This window comes from Massilia sp. DWR3-1-1, assembly GCF_049898325.1.
Taxonomy (GTDB): Bacteria; Pseudomonadota; Gammaproteobacteria; order Burkholderiales; family Burkholderiaceae_D; genus JAFCUW01.
On sequence record NZ_JAFCXL010000004.1, the window covers coordinates 129,504 to 146,352 of the forward strand.

General features: G+C 68.1%; 12 protein-coding genes. 5 read left to right on the forward strand and 7 right to left on the reverse strand.

What is annotated here, in order from left to right; translation table 11 throughout:
• Nucleotides 1-150: 150 nt before the first annotated feature.
• A complete protein-coding gene (locus ACP7EY_RS05950) occupies nt 151-813 on the reverse strand; it encodes a hypothetical protein (protein ID WP_426191458.1) in 663 nt (220 codons plus the stop codon).
• Nucleotides 814-1,063: 250 nt separating this feature from the next.
• Between ACP7EY_RS05950 and ACP7EY_RS05955 the strand changes: the two genes are divergently transcribed.
• From ACP7EY_RS05955 to ACP7EY_RS05975, 5 genes are all read left to right on the forward strand, one after another.
• The gene (locus ACP7EY_RS05955) at nt 1,064-2,797 is read left to right on the forward strand and encodes an AMP-binding protein (protein WP_426191462.1); all 1,734 of its coding nucleotides are present in this window, start codon (nt 1,064-1,066) and stop codon (nt 2,795-2,797) included.
• The gene (locus ACP7EY_RS05960; protein WP_426191464.1) at nt 2,794-3,360 is read left to right on the forward strand and encodes a phasin family protein; all 567 of its coding nucleotides are present in this window, start codon (nt 2,794-2,796) and stop codon (nt 3,358-3,360) included. The genes ACP7EY_RS05955 and ACP7EY_RS05960 overlap by 4 nt, the downstream gene beginning before the upstream one ends.
• Nucleotides 3,361-3,387: 27 nt before the next feature.
• On the forward strand, nt 3,388-4,161 hold the full coding sequence (locus ACP7EY_RS05965; protein ID WP_426191466.1) for a hypothetical protein: 774 nt from the start codon (nt 3,388-3,390) through the stop codon (nt 4,159-4,161).
• Nucleotides 4,127-5,389, forward strand: a complete 1,263-nt coding sequence (locus ACP7EY_RS05970) for an esterase/lipase family protein (protein ID WP_426191468.1) — start codon at nt 4,127-4,129, stop codon at nt 5,387-5,389. The genes ACP7EY_RS05965 and ACP7EY_RS05970 overlap by 35 nt, the downstream gene beginning before the upstream one ends.
• 261 nt (nt 5,390-5,650) lie before the next feature.
• Entirely contained in the window at nt 5,651-7,846 is a 2,196-nt protein-coding gene (locus ACP7EY_RS05975; protein WP_426191470.1) for an OsmC domain/YcaO domain-containing protein, read from the forward strand.
• A 37-nt stretch (nt 7,847-7,883) separates the two neighbouring features.
• On the opposite strand, the gene ACP7EY_RS05980 is transcribed toward ACP7EY_RS05975, so the two are convergent.
• The 6 genes from ACP7EY_RS05980 to ACP7EY_RS06005 form a co-directional block, all read right to left on the reverse strand.
• Nucleotides 7,884-8,357: a LysR substrate-binding domain-containing protein gene (locus ACP7EY_RS05980; RefSeq protein WP_426191472.1), complete on the reverse strand. Its 474-nt coding sequence runs from the start codon at nt 8,355-8,357 to the stop codon at nt 7,884-7,886.
• A 457-nt stretch (nt 8,358-8,814) separates the two neighbouring features.
• Complete coding sequence (locus ACP7EY_RS05985) at nt 8,815-10,185, reverse strand: hypothetical protein (protein WP_426191687.1); 1,371 nt, start codon at nt 10,183-10,185, stop codon at nt 8,815-8,817.
• Nucleotides 10,154-11,578 (reverse strand): CHAT domain-containing protein, encoded by a 1,425-nt coding sequence (locus tag ACP7EY_RS05990; RefSeq protein ID WP_426191474.1) that lies wholly within the window; start codon nt 11,576-11,578, stop codon nt 10,154-10,156. Before ACP7EY_RS05990 ends, ACP7EY_RS05985 begins: the two co-directional genes overlap by 32 nt.
• The gene (locus ACP7EY_RS05995) at nt 11,553-12,947 is read right to left on the reverse strand and encodes a hypothetical protein (protein WP_426191476.1); all 1,395 of its coding nucleotides are present in this window, start codon (nt 12,945-12,947) and stop codon (nt 11,553-11,555) included. Before ACP7EY_RS05995 ends, ACP7EY_RS05990 begins: the two co-directional genes overlap by 26 nt.
• Nucleotides 12,948-13,163: 216 nt before the next feature.
• On the reverse strand, nt 13,164-14,099 hold the full coding sequence (locus tag ACP7EY_RS06000) for a transglutaminase family protein (RefSeq protein ID WP_426191478.1): 936 nt from the start codon (nt 14,097-14,099) through the stop codon (nt 13,164-13,166).
• A complete protein-coding gene (locus tag ACP7EY_RS06005; protein ID WP_426191480.1) occupies nt 14,096-16,636 on the reverse strand; it encodes a circularly permuted type 2 ATP-grasp protein in 2,541 nt (846 codons plus the stop codon). Before ACP7EY_RS06005 ends, ACP7EY_RS06000 begins: the two co-directional genes overlap by 4 nt.
• Nucleotides 16,637-16,849: the final 213 nt, after the last annotated feature.

The following is a 16,849-nucleotide window of genomic DNA, read 5'->3' on the forward strand; positions in this document are numbered from 1 at the left end:
GGCGCGCCAGGGCAGCGATGCCTGTCGCGCGTTTTGCGCGCCCCTGCGACCGCCGCGCGCCCGCTCCCGTCAGGCGCATCAGCAAGGACGCCGGCCCGTAAGAACCGCTGCGCGGGCGCCTGGGCGCTTAAAACCCAACGGGATCGGTACTTAATGGGGCGGCGCCGTGCCGCCCTTGTGCGCCGGCGCGGGCGGGGAGGACGGCGCCAGGGCATGCAGGGTCTGGCCCAGGCTGGCGGCGATGCCGATCAACACGTCCTTGACCGTCATGACCGCCACCGTGCTGACCTGGCCTGCCGCTTCGACCGCGCCGGCAACGGCACGCGCGCCGGTTTGGGCGACATCGGCGCCGCTCTCGGCCGTTGCCTCGAGGATGCCGCTGATGGCGTGGCGGGCAACGTAGCCCAGGTCGGCGCCCAGTGCGGCGGCGGCGAGGATCAGCGCGTGCATGGTGTCGAACGAGGCGGCGACGACGTCGCCGCCGACGTCATGTACCCCGGCGACGATGCCTTTGGCCACCCCGCGCACGCTGATGGCCAGGCCGGTGCCCACCTGGCCGCCCGCGTTGATGGCGCCCTCGGCGACCTGCTTGAGGACCACCGTGAGCGCGCCGGCGGCGCCGCCGCCCGTGCCAACGGTGTCAGCGATGGCCTGGCGTACCAGGGCGCTGACCTGGGTTTCGGCGGTGCCCAGCAGGGCGAGGCTGTCGGCGATGCCTTGTTCGATGGTGCCGCCGCCGTCGCCGCCGCCGTCGCCGCTCCTGCTGCGGTTGCTGGCGCCGGACTGCTCGGCGCGGGGGTGCTTGCTGCTCATGATGGCTCCTGGTGGTTAAACGGTGGCCGCTGCCAACCGCTGCACGTGCCCCGTCACTGTGCGCGCCGGACTAGCGCCGCTTTTGATCTGACTCAATGTGCGCGGCTCGGCCCCACCCTTTCCGCTGGCAAGCAGCCAGGCGTCGTGTTGGCGTTCACACTTGATGGACATCAAAGCCGTGGCCAGGTGACGGCGCATCGTCGGTCTGTGCACGACGGGACCATCGTGCGAGAACGGCTGCGAGGCATTCATGGACAAAATCTGGTTAAAAAGCTATCCCGCCGGGGTGCCGGCCGACATCGATCCCGCCCGCTTCGATTCGCTGGTCGACATGCTCGACTGGATTTGCGGTCGGTACGCCGGCCTGCCGGCGTTCAGCAACCAGGGGGCCACGCTCAGCTGGGGCCGCCTCGATGCGCTGTCGCGCCACTTCGCCGCGTACCTGCAACATACGCTGGGGCTGCGCAAGGGCGAGCGCGTGGCGCTCATGATGCCGAACCTGCTGCAGTACCCGGTGGCGCTGTTCGGCGCCCTGCGCGCCGGCGCCGTGGTGGTCAACGTCAACCCCCAGTACACGGCGCGCGAATTGCAGCATCAACTGGCCGACGCCGGCGCCCGTGTCATCGTCGTGCTCGATCATTTTGCCCACACGCTCGAACAGATCCAGTCCCTGACCGCGGTGCGCCAGGTCGTCATCACCCGCCTGGGCGACATGCTGCACTTCCCCCGCGCGCAAATCGTCAATCTGCTCGTCAAGCACGTGCGCCACATGGTGCCCGCATGGCACATCGGTGGCGCCGTCAGCTTCGCCGACGCGCTGCGACTGGGCGAGGCGCAGGCCCCCGTCGGGCCTGCGCCGGGGCCTGCCGATATCGCGTTCCTGCAATATACGGGGGGCACCACGGGCGTGCCCAAGGGCGCCATTCTGTCGCATCGCAACCTGGTGGCCAATATCGAGCAGACCGCGGCCTGGGTCACGGGCGTGCTGGTCGAAGGGGCGGAAACGGCGATCATCCCGCTGCCCCTGTATCACGTGTTTGCGCTGACGGCGACGCTGACCTTTTGTCGACTCGGTGCGCATATCGTACTGATCACGGATCCGCGCAACACGCCGACCCTGCTGAGCGAGATGAAGCACACCCCGTTCAGCGTCATGATTGGTGTAAATACCCTGTTCAACACCATCCTGGAGGCGCCCGAGGCGCGCCAGTTCAGGCCGGCCGGCGTCAAGCTGGTGGTGGCCGGCGGCATGGCCTTGCAGCGCGCCGTCGCCGAGCGCTGGCGGGCGAGCTTCGGCGTGCCACTGACCGAAGGCTACGGCCTGACGGAAACCTCGCCCATCGTCTGCGCCAATGTCCTCAACGTCGACCATTTCACGGGCAGCATCGGCTTGCCGCTGCCATCGACGGAGGTGGCCATCATGGATGAGGACGGCCGCATGCTGGCACCCGGCGAGCGCGGCGAAATCTGCGTGCGCGGTCCGCAGGTCATGCAAGGGTACTGGCACATGGACGACGAAACCGCGCATGTGTTCCACGGCGACAGCGGCTGGCTGCGCACGGGCGACATCGGCGTGATGGATGCGCAGGGTTTTGTCAAGCTGATCGACCGCCAGAAAGACATCATCGTCGTGTCCGGCTTCAAGGTCTATCCGAACGAGGTGGAAGAAGTGGTGAGCCTGCACCCGGGCGTGGCCGAGGTGGCGGCGATCCGCGCCGCCGACGAACATTCGGAAGAGGTCGTCAAGATCGTCGTGCGGCGCCGTGACGCCGACCTCAGCGCGGAGGCGCTGATCGACTATTGCCGCAAGACCCTGACCGCTTACAAGGTGCCCCGTTACGTGGTATTTCGCGACGCGCCTCTGCCCAAGTCAAACATCGGGAAAATCTTGCGGCGCGTCGTCATGGCCGAGGAAGCGGGGGCCGGTGCCGGGGCGCCGACGGGGCGCCCGTCGGGGGCGATTCACAATCAAGGGAGCACATGATGGCCAAAAAACCGAAATCGACCATGACGGACGACGAGCACGCCATCGTCGATGCGGTGCGCGAGTCGGCGCAGCAGATATGGCAGGCGGGGCTGGGCGCATTCGCCAAGGCGCAGCACGAGGGCGGCGCATGGTTCGACAAGCTGGTACAGGAAGGCGCCGCCCTGCACGCGCTGACCCGTGAGCACGGGGAAACCGCGAACACGGGGATGGCCGGCAAGGTGAGCCGGCTGGCAGGGCAGGTTGGCCGGCAGGCCAGCGGCTCGTGGGAGCGCATCGAGAAAATATTCGAAGAGCGGGTGGCGCTGGCCCTGCGCAGCCTTGGCGTGCCCTCACGCGACGACGTGGCAAAGTTGCAGCAGGAGGTGGATGCCTTGCGCGAGGCGCTCGAGGTCGCCACTGCGGCGCGCATTGCCGCGGCCGGGTCCGCGCCGGCCCGGCCGCGCCGCAAGCCAAGGAGCACCGTCAACCCGGCCGCGGCCGCGGCCGCGGCAGCTGAAACCGCAGCCGCAGCCGCAGCCGCAGTGAAGCCGGCGCCCCGCAGCGGCGCAAGCGGGCACTGAGGCCCATCCTGCCCCTGGGTCTTCGCCATGACGTGGAAAAAATTTCCCTATCCCGAACCCGCGTTCGACTACACGGCGGGCTCGCTGCGGCAGGCCTGGCCCGGCCTGCACGCCGGCGACGTCGAAGCATGGCCCGCGCGGCCCGTGCTGGTCAATGCCTGGATTGACTTTCACGCCGGCCGCTTCGAGTTGGCCGCCCGCGCGGGACTGCACCTGGGCATCGACGGCTACGCGGTCGCTCACAAGGCCACCTGCATGCACGCCATCTACCTCGACGCGGATGCGGCGGCGCGCCGCGCGCGCCTGCAGGACGTGGCGGAGCGCTGCGTCCAACAACAGCGCCAGCAGCCCGATTGCGCCGCCGGGTTTTACTGGCATGCCTACGCGCTGGGGCGCTATTCGCAGGACATCTCGGTCGTCACGGCGCTGGCGCAAGGGATCGGCGGCAAGGTCAAGGCCAGTCTCGAGCGAACGCTGAAACTGGCGCCACGCCACGCCGATGCCCACATCGCACTCGGTGTCTATCACGCCGAAATCATCGACAAGGTGGGCGCCGTGCTGGGCGGGATCAGCTACGGCGCCAGTCGCGCGCAGGCGATCGATCATTTCGACACGGCGCTGCGCCTGAACCGGCACTCGGCCATCGCCCGCGTCGAATACGCCCGTGCGCTGCGCATGGTTGGCGGCGCGGCGCGGGCGGACGCCGCGCGTGCCCTGGTCCGCGAGGCCGCCGCGATGACGCCCCGCGATGCGATGGAACGACTCGATGTCGAACGGGCGCGGCAAGAACTCGGTGAATGAGCCGGCCGAGCCGGCCGGGCAGCACTTGCATGCGGCCGACCTGCGCGCGGCAGGCCACCTGCTGCTGCTGGCGCTGGGGGCAGGCATCGACAAGATCGAATCGCTGCACCTGCGAGCCCTGGCGGGCAGGTCCGGCAGTGGGCACGACGACCTTGCCGGTGCCGCCGCGGGCGCCGCCGCGGGCGCCCCTTGGTACCGGCGTGCGCGGGCGGTGCTGCTGCTGGCCGGGCGCGGCCTGGCGCCGGGCGCCGACATCTCGTCGGCGCGCCTGTCGAGCACCGAGCGGGATGCCGTGCTGGCCGCCCTGAACGGCCTGTTCGGCGATCTGCTCGAACGGCTGGACAACGGGCTGGCGATCCCGATGCGCCTGCGCCTTCACGGCCAGCCGCTGGTGCTCGAGACGGCGGCGCTGGCCAGGGCCATTGCGTCGCCCGGCAGCAAGTTGCTGATCCTCGTGCACGGGCTGTGCCGCAGCGACCTGCAGTGGCGGCGCGCCGGCCACGATCACGGCGCCGCGCTGGGCCGCGCGCTCGGCTACACCGCGCTCTACCTGCACTACAACAGCGGCCGCCATATCTCCGTGAACGGGCGCGAACTGGCCGGCCTGCTCGAGGTGCTGGTGGCGCAGTGGCCCGTGCCCGTCGAATCGCTGGCCATCATCGGCCACAGCATGGGCGGGCTGGTGGCGCGCAGCGCCTGCTACTACGGCCGGCAGGCGCACCACGGCTGGCTGCCGCTGCTGCAGCACATGATCTTTCTTGGCACGCCACACCACGGCGCGCCGCTGGAGCGCCACGGCAACTGGCTGGGCGCCGTGCTGGGACGCAGCGCGCTGACGGCGCCGTTCGCGCGCCTGGGCGAAATGCGCAGCGCCGGCATCACCGATCTGCGCTACGGCAACCTGCTCGACGAGGACTGGCAAGGTCGCGGACGCTTCGAACACAGCGGCGACCTGCGCCGCAAGTTGCCCTTGCCGCGGGGCGTGCGCTGTTACACGATCGCCGGCACCACGGGGCGCCGCACGGGCGACCTGCGCGACCGCCTGCTGGGCGACGGCCTGATTCCGCTCGACACGGCCCTGGGGCGCCACAGCGACCCCGCGCGCACGCTGGCCTTTCCCAAGGCGCGCCAGTCGATTGCCTTCGGCGTGCACCATCTCGACCTGCTCAGCCGTGCCGAAGTGTACGAGACCATGCTGGCGTGGCTGCGCGACAAGCGCGCTGGCTGAGTCCACGCAAGGCCATGCCCCGATCCCGGGCGCCTTCCTGCCGGCGGTCTCTGTGCTTGTTCGACCCGGCCGCTCCCCGTCGTCGGCGCCGGCTCAGTCCCGTTAGAGCTTGCCGTGGGACGCATCGGCGCGTCGCACGGCCGATGCCGATGCCGTCGCCCGCCCTCCGGGTCCTTGCCCCTTTCAGTGCGTCCATGCTGCCTGGCTGAAACAAGGGATAATAGCGGCTGGATCATTTACGCACTCAATTGGATTGTTCTCATGGAAATCAAGGTCAACTTTCTCGACAAGCTACGCCTGGAAGCGAAGTTCGATGACTTCACGGTGGTGGCCGACCAGCCCATCCGCTACAAGGGCGACGGCTCGGCGCCCGGGCCGTTCGATTATTTTCTGGCCTCGTCGGCCCTGTGCGCCGCCTACTTCGTGAAGTTGTATTGCGATACGCGCAATATTTCCACCGAAAATATCCGCCTGTCGCAAAATAATATCGTCGATCCGGAAAACCGCTACCAGCAAATTTTCAAGATCCAGGTCGAGTTGCCTGCGGATATATCCGACAAGGACCGCCTGGGCATTCTGCGGTCGATCGACCGTTGCACCGTGAAAAAAGTGGTGCAGGCCGGCCCTGAATTCGTGATCGAAGAAGTGGCCGACCTCGATGCCGACGCCCAGGCGCTGCTGACGATGGCGCCGGCGGCCGGGGCGGCCACCTATATCGCCGGCAAGGATTTGCCACTGGAACACACCATCGCCAATATGTCGGCCATGCTGGCCAGCTGGGGCGTCAAGATCGAGATCGCCTCGTGGCGCAATATCGTGCCGAATGTCTGGTCGCTGCACATCCGCGACGCCCATTCGCCCATGTGTTTCACCAACGGCAAGGGCGCGAGCAAGGAAAGCGCGCTGGCCTCGGCCTTGGGCGAGTACATCGAGCGTCTCAATTGCAACCATTTTTATGCGGGCGCGTTCTGGGGCGAAGACATCGCCAACGCCCCCTTCGTCCACTACCCCGAGGAGCGCTGGTTCCAGCCGGGCCCCGACGATGCGCTGCCGGCCGGCATTCTCGACGCCGCCTGCCTGGACATCTACGATCCCGATGGCGAACTGCGCGCTTCGCACCTGGTCGACACCAATTCCGGCAACGCGGCGCGCGGCATCGTCTCGCTGCCCTACGTGCGCCAGTCGGACGGCGAGGTGGTGTATTTTCCGTCCAACCTGATTGAAAACCTCTACGCCAGCAACGGCATGAGCGCTGGCAATACGCTGGCCGAAGCCCAGGTCCAGTGCCTGTCCGAGATTTTCGAGCGGGCCGTCAAGCGCGAAATACTCGAAGGAGAAATGACGCTGCCCGACGTGCCGCCGGCCGTGCTGGCCAAGTACCCGCGCATCGTGGCCGGCATCGAGGCGCTGGAAGCGCAGGGCTTTCCCGTGCTGGTCAAAGATGCCTCGCTGGGCGGCACCTATCCCGTCATGTGCGTGACCTTGATGAATCCGAAGACGGGCGGGGTGTTTGCCTCGTTCGGCGCCCACCCCAGCTTCGAGGTGGCGCTCGAGCGCAGCCTGACGGAATTGCTGCAGGGCCGCAGTTTCGAGGGCCTCAACGATTTGCCGCAGCCCACCTTCGCCAGCGAAGCGGTCACCGAGCCGTACAATTTTGTCGAGCACTTCATCGATTCGAGCGGCGTCGTGTCGTGGCGCTTTTTCAGCGCCAGGACCGACATCGCCTTCGTCGAGTGGGATTTTACGGGCCAGGGTGACAATTCCAACGCCGAGGAAGCGGCCATCCTGCTGGGCATGCTCGAAGCGATGGGCAAGGAAGTCTACATGGCCGTCTACGACCAGCTGGGCGCCGTCGCCTGCCGCATCCTGGTGCCCGGCTACTCGGAGGTGTACCCGGTGGAAGACCTGGTCTGGGACAACACCAACAAGTCGCTGCTGTTCCGTGCCGACATCCTGAACTTGCACCGCCTCGACGATGCCAGCCTGGAAGACCTGCTCGAGCGCCTGGACAACAATGAGCTCGACGAGTATTCCGACATTGCCAGCCTGATCGGTATTGAGTTCGACGACAACACCGACTGGGGCCAACTGACCGTGCTCGAGTTGCGCCTGCTGATACAGCTGGCCCTGCAACACTTCGACGAGGCGCACGAGCTGGTGGGCGCCTTCCTGCAGTACAACGACAACACGGTCGAGCGCAAACTGTTCTATCAAGCCTTGAACGTGGTGCTCGAAGTGGTGCTCGACGACGAACTCGACCTTGACGATTACGTGGTCAATTTTCGCCGCATGTACGGCGACGCGCGCATCGACGCCGCGCTGGGCTCGGTGGACGGCAGCGTGCGCTTCTTCGGCCTGACGCCCACCAGCATGGCACTCGAGGGCCTCGACCGGCACCAGCGCCTGATCGACAGTTACAAAAAACTGCACAAGGCGCGCACAGAGGCGGCCGGGTAAGTGTGCCAGCCACGCGCCCGCATCGGTGGCGGGTGCTTCAGCCCGGCCCGGCTGGCCCGGGTCGGTAGCGCAGGGCCTCGATGAGCAGACCAAGCGCGGGTGACGATTGCCGGCGGCTGGCGTAATACAGGTGGTAGCCGGGGAAGGTGGCGGTCCAGTCGGCCAGCACCCGCTGCAGGCGCCCCGCGGCCACGTGCGCTTCGACCAGGTCTTCGGGAACGAAGGCGATGCCAAAGCCGGCCAGGGCGGCGCGCAGCATGGGCCGGCTGCTGTTGAAGGTGAGCTGGCCTTGCACGCGCACATCGAGGGCGTGGCCGTCCTTTTCAAATTCCCATGCATACAGGCCGCCGTGGGTGGACAGGCGCAGGCTGACCCAGTTGTGCGCTTTAGAATCTATCTCAGCAGAGGGGAGGAAGCGGATGGCGACATGCGCGTAGGCGACATGCGCGTAGGCTACATGCGCGTAGGCGACATGCGCGTAGGCGACATGCGCGTTGGCGATGACAGGCAAGCGCGGGCTAGGCGCGAGGAGGCGGCATGGCAAGCCATGCAACGACGAGGCAAGTCATGCATGACGGCCCGCCCCCGCTTGCCAGGTGTGGCAGCAGCGACTCCAGTCTACTGGGATAGGCGCTAAGGCGCAAACGTGCGCGCTTGCCTGGCGTCACCGGTGCTCCTGAGCCGGCCGCCAGCGGCGGGCGCAGCTGCCGGGTCTGCCTGGGCGTCGCAGGGCGGCACCGCTTGCTGCGCCAGCAGGCTGGTGCAGCGACTGCGGTTGGTGCAGTGCGCCCGGTACGCGCGACGTGCTTGCACCCGGGCCTGCTGCCAGTCTTGTAATGTTGCTCGACGTTAGCATGCTTTTTTCGCGGGCGGCACGGCGAATTTCGCCACTTGCGGGCACAGCGGTGGAGTCGCTCGGGCGCCACGGCGCACGCCACGATCGTGCCCGCGCGGCAGTGGCAGGGGCGCTACAGGGGAAGCGCCACGGTGGGGTCGCCGAGAATGACCGTGCCCTGCAAGTCGCGCACGACCAGCAGGCGGTACAACATGTCGGCCGCGCTGGCCCGGTCCCTGGCGCGGTCGTAGGCGGCGTACAGCCCCGCGACCGGGGCGAACAGCGCTTCGAGCGCGTGCCCCAGCGGCAGCGGCTGGAATAATTTGCCGTACAGCGCCTGCGTCAGCGGGGCAGTGGTAAAGCGCGCCGTTTGCTTGTGCATGAGCGTCCAGTTGAAGGTCGGCTCGACGTGGCCGATGAAGGCCCGCAGCGGCTTGGCCGCGCCCAGCAGTGCCAGCGGCAGCGGCGCCACCCGCGCCCCGCATCGGGCGACGCCGCGCAACAATTGATGCATCGGCGATGCTGCTTCGAACAGGGCATCGAAAGTGCTCGTGCTGTCGCTGCCGGCCGAGCAGCAGGCATGGGCGTACCAGATGGCCCCGTCGGGCTGCCAGTCCCGGAGCAGTTCGGGGCCCACCAACTGCCCCCCGCTGCCCACCAGAAAGCCCAGTTGCGACTGCATCTGCGCCACATCGTCGAGCGGCCCCGCCATGCCGTGGCTGGTGGTGAGCACGAACCCCGGCTTGCGCGCGGCCAGTTCGCAGGCCAGGCTGGCCGCAGTGGCGCCATCGTGCACACTGCCATCGAGATAGCACAGGCCGTCACGCAGTTCGTCGTCGTTGCGCAGCCTGGCGACGACCGGTTCGGCGATCGAGCGGCGCAGCAGTGTGGTGATGTCGAGCGGCCCGTTCTGCGCCGCCCAGACCAGCGCCGCATGCGGATCGGCGGCCGATCCACGCCAGTCATCGAGCAGGGCCCGCACGTAGTTCTCGAGGCCGCTTCCCGCCAACGGCAAACGGCCGACGCAGCGCCCGCTGACATTGAGCGCATATTGCACCTGCCACGGGATCTGTTCGGGGCCGGCGCAAATGAGCAGGTATCGGGGCACCGCCCCGGCTTGCGTGCCGTACAACGACTGGCTAACGGGCAGCGGCTCGCCATCGCGCAACAGGCATCCCAGGTGCTCCGGGCCCGGGTCATAGTGCAGCACGGGAGCCGGCGTGCCCATGGCCTCGCTGCGCCTTGCCAGCAGTTCGGCCAGCGGTGCCGGCAGCGTCGGCAGCGTCGGGCCCGCCGGCGCTGGCAGCACAAGGCCCCAGCCATTGCGGGGGTCCGCCCAATTGCGGGGATCGGCGTCGGGCGGCGCTTTGAGCCAGGTCCGCACGCGCGCAGGTTCATTGGCCAGCGCCCACTCGAGGATCGTGTCCGACAAGTGGCCAGCGAAGGTGCCCTTGCCGTCAAATGCGTTCACTTCAATCGGGCCGCGAATTGTTGCGCTTGCCATTGGCTTGTCCTCGCTGTTGTGATTTCAGACGCGCGTCGAGCGTTGCGCGGGCCCGTTGAATGGGCGCGATCATGCGCCGCGGCGCCTTTTTCAGGAGGTGCTCGGTGCGGGCCAGCGCGCGCTCCTGCGCCAGCATCGCGCGGCTTTGCGCTTCGCCCATATCGACCTTGATCCTGAATGGCGCCAGGCGCGTGTACAGCACAGGCATGGTCCACTGCAGGCTGGGCGACGCCTGACCGTGATTGAACAGTGAACGGCGCAGCGCGTGCAAGGCGCATGCCAGATGGACCTCGGCGCCCCCGTCAGCGTGGCCATTGGCGCTCGCGACGCAGGCAGTGAGCTCCTTTAAAAGTTCCTGGTAGAACAGTTCGCTGAAGGTGTCGGCCAGGCCCGTCAGGATGGGCTTGCGCATGCCCACCACCGCGGGCACGCCCACGCTGACGAGCTGCTGTGCCAGACTCATCGACAATGCCGTGCTGCCTGAGCCCTGCGACGCACCTTCGCAGCAGGCCAGCGTGACCAGCAGCAGACTGTCGTCGGTGGCGCCGAACTGCTTGATGTCGCCGGCGCCGACCATGATGTCTTCGGTGTGGATGCCACTGGTCCAGCTCAATTGCGTCGCGATCTGGATCGCCGGCTGTTCGTCCGCCTTGCCGTGACAAAAGAAATGCAGGATGTGGGGCTGGAACGTCTCCATGCTTTTCCGCAAGGTCTTCGCGCTGCGCAAGAATTCTGCCTCGATCTGCTGGTCCTCGGGCATGCTGCGCCCGTCGCGCCGGATCCGTGCGACCAGGCGTGGTTCGCACGACAGCACGTGCAAGCGCACTGCCAGCTCGCTGTGCGCGAGCGCTTCGCGCAAGGCCTTGTACTGGCCCAGGGCCGAGGTCTTGTTCTGCTTGCCCGTGTTCACGCCCAGCACCGCCATCACGCGCAGGGGGGGGCGGAACAGCCAGGGTTCGACGTACCCTTCGAGCTTGATGGCGCGGGCCACTGCATAATTGCGCGATTGGGCGAGAAAGCCGGCGTCCGGGGCATGGATGGCTTCCCAGGGAATGTCGAGCAGGCGCGCCTTGTCCGTGTTGAGGAAAAAATACAGCGGAGACAGGGTCGGATTGTGAATCGTGAAGTGGTCGGCGGCCTCGCTGTCAATGACGGGATGGGTACGGAGCACTTCGTACACGGCCTTGCCCAGCGCCTCCATGCTCTGTGCATTGTGCGCAGGATTGGCCGAGTCGGCGTTCTCGATGTCCAGTTCGATGCGGCTGATCGCTTCGAGCAGCATGGCGTTGATGTCCAGCGTTCTTTCACCTTCGTGCGAAGTGGGCTCGAGCAGGTAAAGCTGGTCCCGCTTGCCGTCATAACTTGTTTCAATGCCGATGACGACGCGAGGCATGATGCCCTCCTTGCAGCGCCGCTGCCGGCAGCACGCCATGGAAATAGTCATCGACGGCGGCGAACAGCACATCGCGCGCGCTTTGCTGGCCATCGACGAGGACCGGGTCGTTCTCGTGGGCGAGTTCGCCTGCCAGCATCTCCAGTTGCCGCTGGGCGGAGACGAGCCAGGCCGGCGGCGCGCTCGCCTGGTAAAGGTCGGCAAGCTTGTCTGCCAGGGTGAAACTGGTCAGCTGGGTATGGCTCGCCGCATCGGTGTCGGCCTCTGCGAGGAGGATCGGATGGCAGCACAGTGACAATGCGGCGCTGGCCGGCGCCGGGTGCGTTGGCGCGAACAGGAAGCGGTAGGCGCTGTCGACGCTCTTGCCGTCATCGGCCTTGAGGTCGTGGACGAACACGGGCCCCGGCCGGAGCATGGCGATCTGGGCCTGCAGCAGGCGCATGCTGGCCGCGCCGGTGCCCCTGCCGACGGCGCTCAATCCCACCGCCCAGGCGCCCACGTCGTTGAGGAAACTGACGATTTTTTCCGCTGAGAGCACCGCGCGCGCGGCCGTGCCCGTTTTCGACCACGGTTCGGCGCTCAGCACCAGCCGCCCCTGATCGGCGCTGCGTTCCCCCTGGCACACAAAGTGCACGACATCGACGCTCGATTGCTGGCACGTGGTCATCTCCCGGGCGATCCACTGCAACGCGCCGTTGGCCCCCACCGCGCGGCCACGGGCCTGGCGCCGCGGACGGTAGAGCTTCATGGCAATGCGCCCGGCGAACTGCTGTTTGAGCGCTAGCAGGCGGGTCTGCAGGGGGGCGTCGGCAAACAGGTGGAAGGTGGGTGCCTCCGGCAGATCGGCCGGTAGCTGGGCAAGCAGTTGCTCGATCCATGCGCCGCCGTCGGGTGCCCCGGGCGCGCCGGGCGCGCCGCTCAGGCAGATGACGACATCGCGGCCGCGTGCCGGGATGTGCGGGCACAGGGCCTGGTAGGGCAGGCGCACCACCGGCACTTGCAAGGGCGGCTGCAACAGCTGCTCCCATGCGACGGCGGCCAGCAAGCCGGTCGGGGCGTCAAAGCGCAGCCACAGCGGCTGCGCGGCGTCCGCGCCACGGCACAGCCAGCTTTTCAGGGCCCGCACGATGCGTGGCGGCAGCGTGAATGCCTGCGGCAAGCGCCCACGCCCGGCCACATCGGGCGCAAAGCCCAGCTCAGGCAGGGTTGCCGTCAGCAGCGCCACGTCCTCGCGCTGGTGCAGCGAGGTGAACAGGGACAGGGAAAAAACGGCGAGCGGCGCGCTGTCGTGCGTGTTGAGGCTGATGCGCAGTACCCGCAGCCGATACGACTGCTGCAGCTGCGCGCCGACACTGCTGGCGTAGTGCATGGGGGCCTCCACCGGCCGCGGGCGATGGTTTGCTGTGCCCGACCTGCCTTTGATTTAATGTAAAGACAAGTCTAGATCGCGCCGCGAGCCGCACGGTTGCCGATACACGCAACCTTGAGATGTCGCAAACAGCGCCATTTTTCGCGGAACCGAAAGTGGCATCGCCCGTCATCGCCAGTGGCCGGCGCCAGTCGCCGGCGCCCGTCGCCCCGCGCCTTACAGCGCCAGCGGCGTCACCGTCACCTGCACCTCGAGGCGCTGCTGGCCACCGCCCAGCACGATGCCGCGCATCGGCGTGACGTCGCTGAAATCGCGTCCCCAGCCCAGCGTGATGTGTTCGTGCTGGACCAGGGTGCGGTTGGTGGGATCGATATCGATCCAGCCCAGCGTGGGGCAATACAGCGCCACCCAGGCGTGCGAGGCGTCGGCGCCGATCAGGCGCGGCTGGCCCGCCGGCGGGTGGGTCAGGATGTAGCCGCTCATGTAGCGCGCCGGCAGGCCCAGCGCGCGCAGGCAGCCGATCATCAGGTGGGCAAAGTCCTGGCAGACGCCGCGCCGGCCCCGCAGCACCTGTTCGAGCGGCGTCGAAATGTCGGTCGCCCGGGGATCGAACTGAAAGTCGGCGAAGATGCGCTGGCCCAGGTCGAGCGCGGCGTCGAGCTGCGGCCGGCCTGGCGTGAAACTCAGGCGCGCGTACGCCTCGAGTTCGGCGAACCAGGCCACGTGGGGCGAGGCGTACAGGTAGCGGCATGCTTCGAGCGTGGCGGCGCTCCTGTCGCTGGCGATCAGGGCACGCACGCTTTCCCACGGCAGCGTGTTGCTGTCGCGGGCGATCTGCGCCAGCGTGGGCCGCGCGCGCAGCAGCACCGTCGAGGCGGCATGCACGAGCAGGTGGGCGTGCGGCACGGTCAGGGCCACGTGGCGGGTCGGGTTGCCGAAGAAATCGACGCCGTCGCGGCCCTCGTCGATGGCGGGCTCGAGCCGGATCAGGTGCGACTGCGTCTGCTGGAATGCAAACGGACGCGGCGTCATGTGCAGGTACTGCTGCGACAACGTGACCTTGCTCTGGTAGTGATAGTGCGTTTCGTGGACCACGCGGTAGCGCGCGCAGACGGGTGCGCCGGACGCGGCGGACAGGGGGGGCGCGCTCATGCGCGGCGGGTCCGGCGGCGGCCGTTGTCGGCAGGGTCCGTGTAGCTGAAAAACTGCACGCTGATCTGCTCGGACAGGGCGCCGCTGGCATGGCCGATGCGGCCCAGCAGCGCGGCCAGCGTCGCATTGCCGCCGTTGAAGTCGCGGTCGGGCGAGAGCGCCGCCAGCTCGTCGCGCAAGGGCGCCAGCAGGTGTTCGCCACAGGCGCCATGGGTCTGCGCAATCTTGCGCAGCGCGCCCAGGATGCCGTCGACCTGGAACAGGATCGAGCGGGGATTGGTGCCGTCGAGCAGCAGCAGGTCCAGCACGGGCAGCCATTCCGGCTGCGCGCGGTAGCGGGCGCGGTAGGTGATGATGCTGTCGGACAGTTCCAGCAGCCAGTCGAGGCTGCCGTCGCCGTCCATCGCCAGCGCGCGCTGCAGCACGATGCTCTGGAACTGCAGCCGCTCGAGGCGGCGGCCGATCGACATGAAACGCCAGCCCAGGTCGCGCGTCATGCCATCGAGCGCGAAGCCGGACAGCATCATCAAGGCGGCGGCGGCGTCATCGAGAATGGTCATGATGTCCGACTGCGACGGCTGCGCGCCGGGCTCGACGGCGGGCTGCACCATGCGGTTCAGGGCGCGCCAGTTGTCCACCGAAAAGCGCTCGTGGAGCTGGCTGGCGACCCGGTGCAACTGGCGCTGCTGGCGCGCCAGCCCGTGGACGGCGGGCGATACCACCGCCAGCAGCAGGGCCGCTTCGATGGCGGCGTCGCTCAGGGCGGAGTCCGGGGCGGCCGGGCCGTGCCCCTGGTGGTGGTCGATCAGGTGAAAGCGGGTGCACAGGGCGAGCACGGTGGGCCATTCGGCGCCCCGTTGGTCGAAGCGGACGTTGAACAGGAACGTGAGGGCGACCCGCAGCAGGCGGCCGGTGTTGTCGCAGCGTTCGGCATGGCGGCCGAACCACAGCAGGTTTTCCGCCACCCGGCTCGACAGATTGCTGTCCTCGCGCACCAGGTCGGCGCTGGTGATGCTGCGCTTTTGCGGATGCGGCAGCGCCACCCGGGCATGCGCCTGCACCCAGGTGTCCTTGCTGGCGCCGCCCATCTGCATGGTCAGTACGCGCGCATCGGGCCCGGTGGCTACCCGCGTCAGGCCGCCCGGCATCACCACGTAGCCGTGCGGGGTGGCGCAGGCGAACACGCGCAGGCCCACCGCGCGCGCCTGCAGGCCGGGGGTGGCGCCGTCCTGCCACACGGGCGCCTGCGACAGCTTGAGCCGTTCCTGGGCGATGTAGTGGTCCGGGTTGGCGCGCAGCGTGGCGATCAGGGCCGCGCGCGCCGCACCGGCCAGGTCCTGGCCGAACACGGCCGCCTGCGGCAACTGGGAAAAGGCGGGCTTGATGACCAGCCGGTCCAGGTTGGCGACCACGGTTTCCAGCGCGGCCGGTTCACCGCACCACCAGGTGGCCACCGACGGCATCAGCAGGGGCGCTCCCAGCAGGCGCTGCGCCAGCGCCGGCAGATAACCCAGCAGGGCGCTCGACTCGAGCAGGCCCGCGCCCAGGCTATTGGCGATGAGCACGTTGCCGCGCCGGGCGGCCTGGGTCAGCCCGGCCACGCCCAGCCTGGTGTGCTTGAGTTCGAGGCCATCGCTGGCGTCGTCGTCGACCCGGCGCATGACCACGTGGACCCGCTGCAGACCGGCCAGGGTCTTCAGATAGACCACGCCTTCGCGCACGGTCAGGTCGCCGCCCTCGACCAGCGGCACGCCCAGGTGGCGCGCCAGGTAGGCCTGTTCGTAATAGCTTTCCGTGCGCGGTCCGGCCGTGAGCAGCACGGCCAGCGGCATTTCGCCCCCGCGCAGGGGCGCCGGGGCGTCGCCGCCGGCGGCGCACAGGCGGCCCCAGTGCATCAGGCTGTCGTGCATGATGCGGAAAAACGGGCTCAGCGGCAGCACCTTCAGCTCGCGCAGCAGGTCGGGGAAGGTGGGCGAGATGATGGCGCGGTTTTCCAGCGCATAGCCGGCGCCCGCCGGCGCCTGGGTGCGGTCGGCCAGCACCGTCCAGTTGCCATCGGCGCCGCGCGCCAGGTCGGCCGCATAGAAATGCAGGGCGATGCCGTCATGGTGGCGCACGTCGTGGCAGGGGCGCAGGAAGCCGGGGTTGCCGTGAATCAAAGCCGGCGGCAGCAGGCCTTCGCCCAGCATCTGCTGCTTGCCGTAGACGTCGGCCAGGATCGTGTTGAGCAGGCCGGCGCGCTGGATCACGGCCCGCTCGATGGCGCGCCACTCTTCGTGGGGCAGGATCAGCGGGAGCACGTTCAGGTCCCATGGCCGCTGGCGCGCATCGAAGTCGGCCGCCACATTGTAGGTCACGCCGTTTTCGCGCACCTGGCGGCGCACCATGTCATAGCGCTGGCGCATCATGTCCGGCCCTTCCTGGCCGAGGCTGTCGAGCATGGCGCGCCAGTGCGGGCGCGGCGCCTGCCGGGCATCGCGCATTTCATCGAAGCTGTCCGGCGCGGCCAGATAGTGGGCAAGTAATGGGTTCGGCATGGCGCGCGGCTGCGTTCTTGGTGGAAGCGAACGATAGGTCAATCTGCCTGCCAGCGCAAGGAAACTGTTAATTGATCTGACATTTAACCTGGTCTACCATCGACCCTGACCTGCCGTGGACCGGCTTGCGCACGCACCGTCACAGGTCGTGCGCCCGGTGTCTTGTTGTCATGATAAAATTGCAATTCCTGCGCCCTCACGGTGCGCGCACCC

Bases quoted from the DNA above. Each gene is read 5' to 3' on its own strand.
- ACP7EY_RS05950 (WP_426191458.1), bottom strand. From the start codon at position 813: ATGAGCAGCAAGCACCCCCGCGCCGAGCAGTCCGGCGCCAGCAACCGC.
- ACP7EY_RS05955 (WP_426191462.1), top strand. From the start codon at position 1,064: ATGGACAAAATCTGGTTAAAAAGCTATCCCGCCGGGGTGCCGGCCGAC.
- ACP7EY_RS05960 (WP_426191464.1), top strand. From the start codon at position 2,794: ATGATGGCCAAAAAACCGAAATCGACCATGACGGACGACGAGCACGCC.
- ACP7EY_RS05965 (WP_426191466.1), top strand. From the start codon at position 3,388: ATGACGTGGAAAAAATTTCCCTATCCCGAACCCGCGTTCGACTACACG.
- ACP7EY_RS05970 (WP_426191468.1), top strand. From the start codon at position 4,127: ATGTCGAACGGGCGCGGCAAGAACTCGGTGAATGAGCCGGCCGAGCCG.
- ACP7EY_RS05975 (WP_426191470.1), top strand. From the start codon at position 5,651: ATGGAAATCAAGGTCAACTTTCTCGACAAGCTACGCCTGGAAGCGAAG.
- ACP7EY_RS05985 (WP_426191687.1), bottom strand. From the start codon at position 10,185: ATGGCAAGCGCAACAATTCGCGGCCCGATTGAAGTGAACGCATTTGAC.
- ACP7EY_RS05990 (WP_426191474.1), bottom strand. From the start codon at position 11,578: ATGCCTCGCGTCGTCATCGGCATTGAAACAAGTTATGACGGCAAGCGG.
- ACP7EY_RS05995 (WP_426191476.1), bottom strand. From the start codon at position 12,947: ATGCACTACGCCAGCAGTGTCGGCGCGCAGCTGCAGCAGTCGTATCGG.
- ACP7EY_RS06000 (WP_426191478.1), bottom strand. From the start codon at position 14,099: ATGAGCGCGCCCCCCCTGTCCGCCGCGTCCGGCGCACCCGTCTGCGCG.
- ACP7EY_RS06005 (WP_426191480.1), bottom strand. From the start codon at position 16,636: ATGCCGAACCCATTACTTGCCCACTATCTGGCCGCGCCGGACAGCTTC.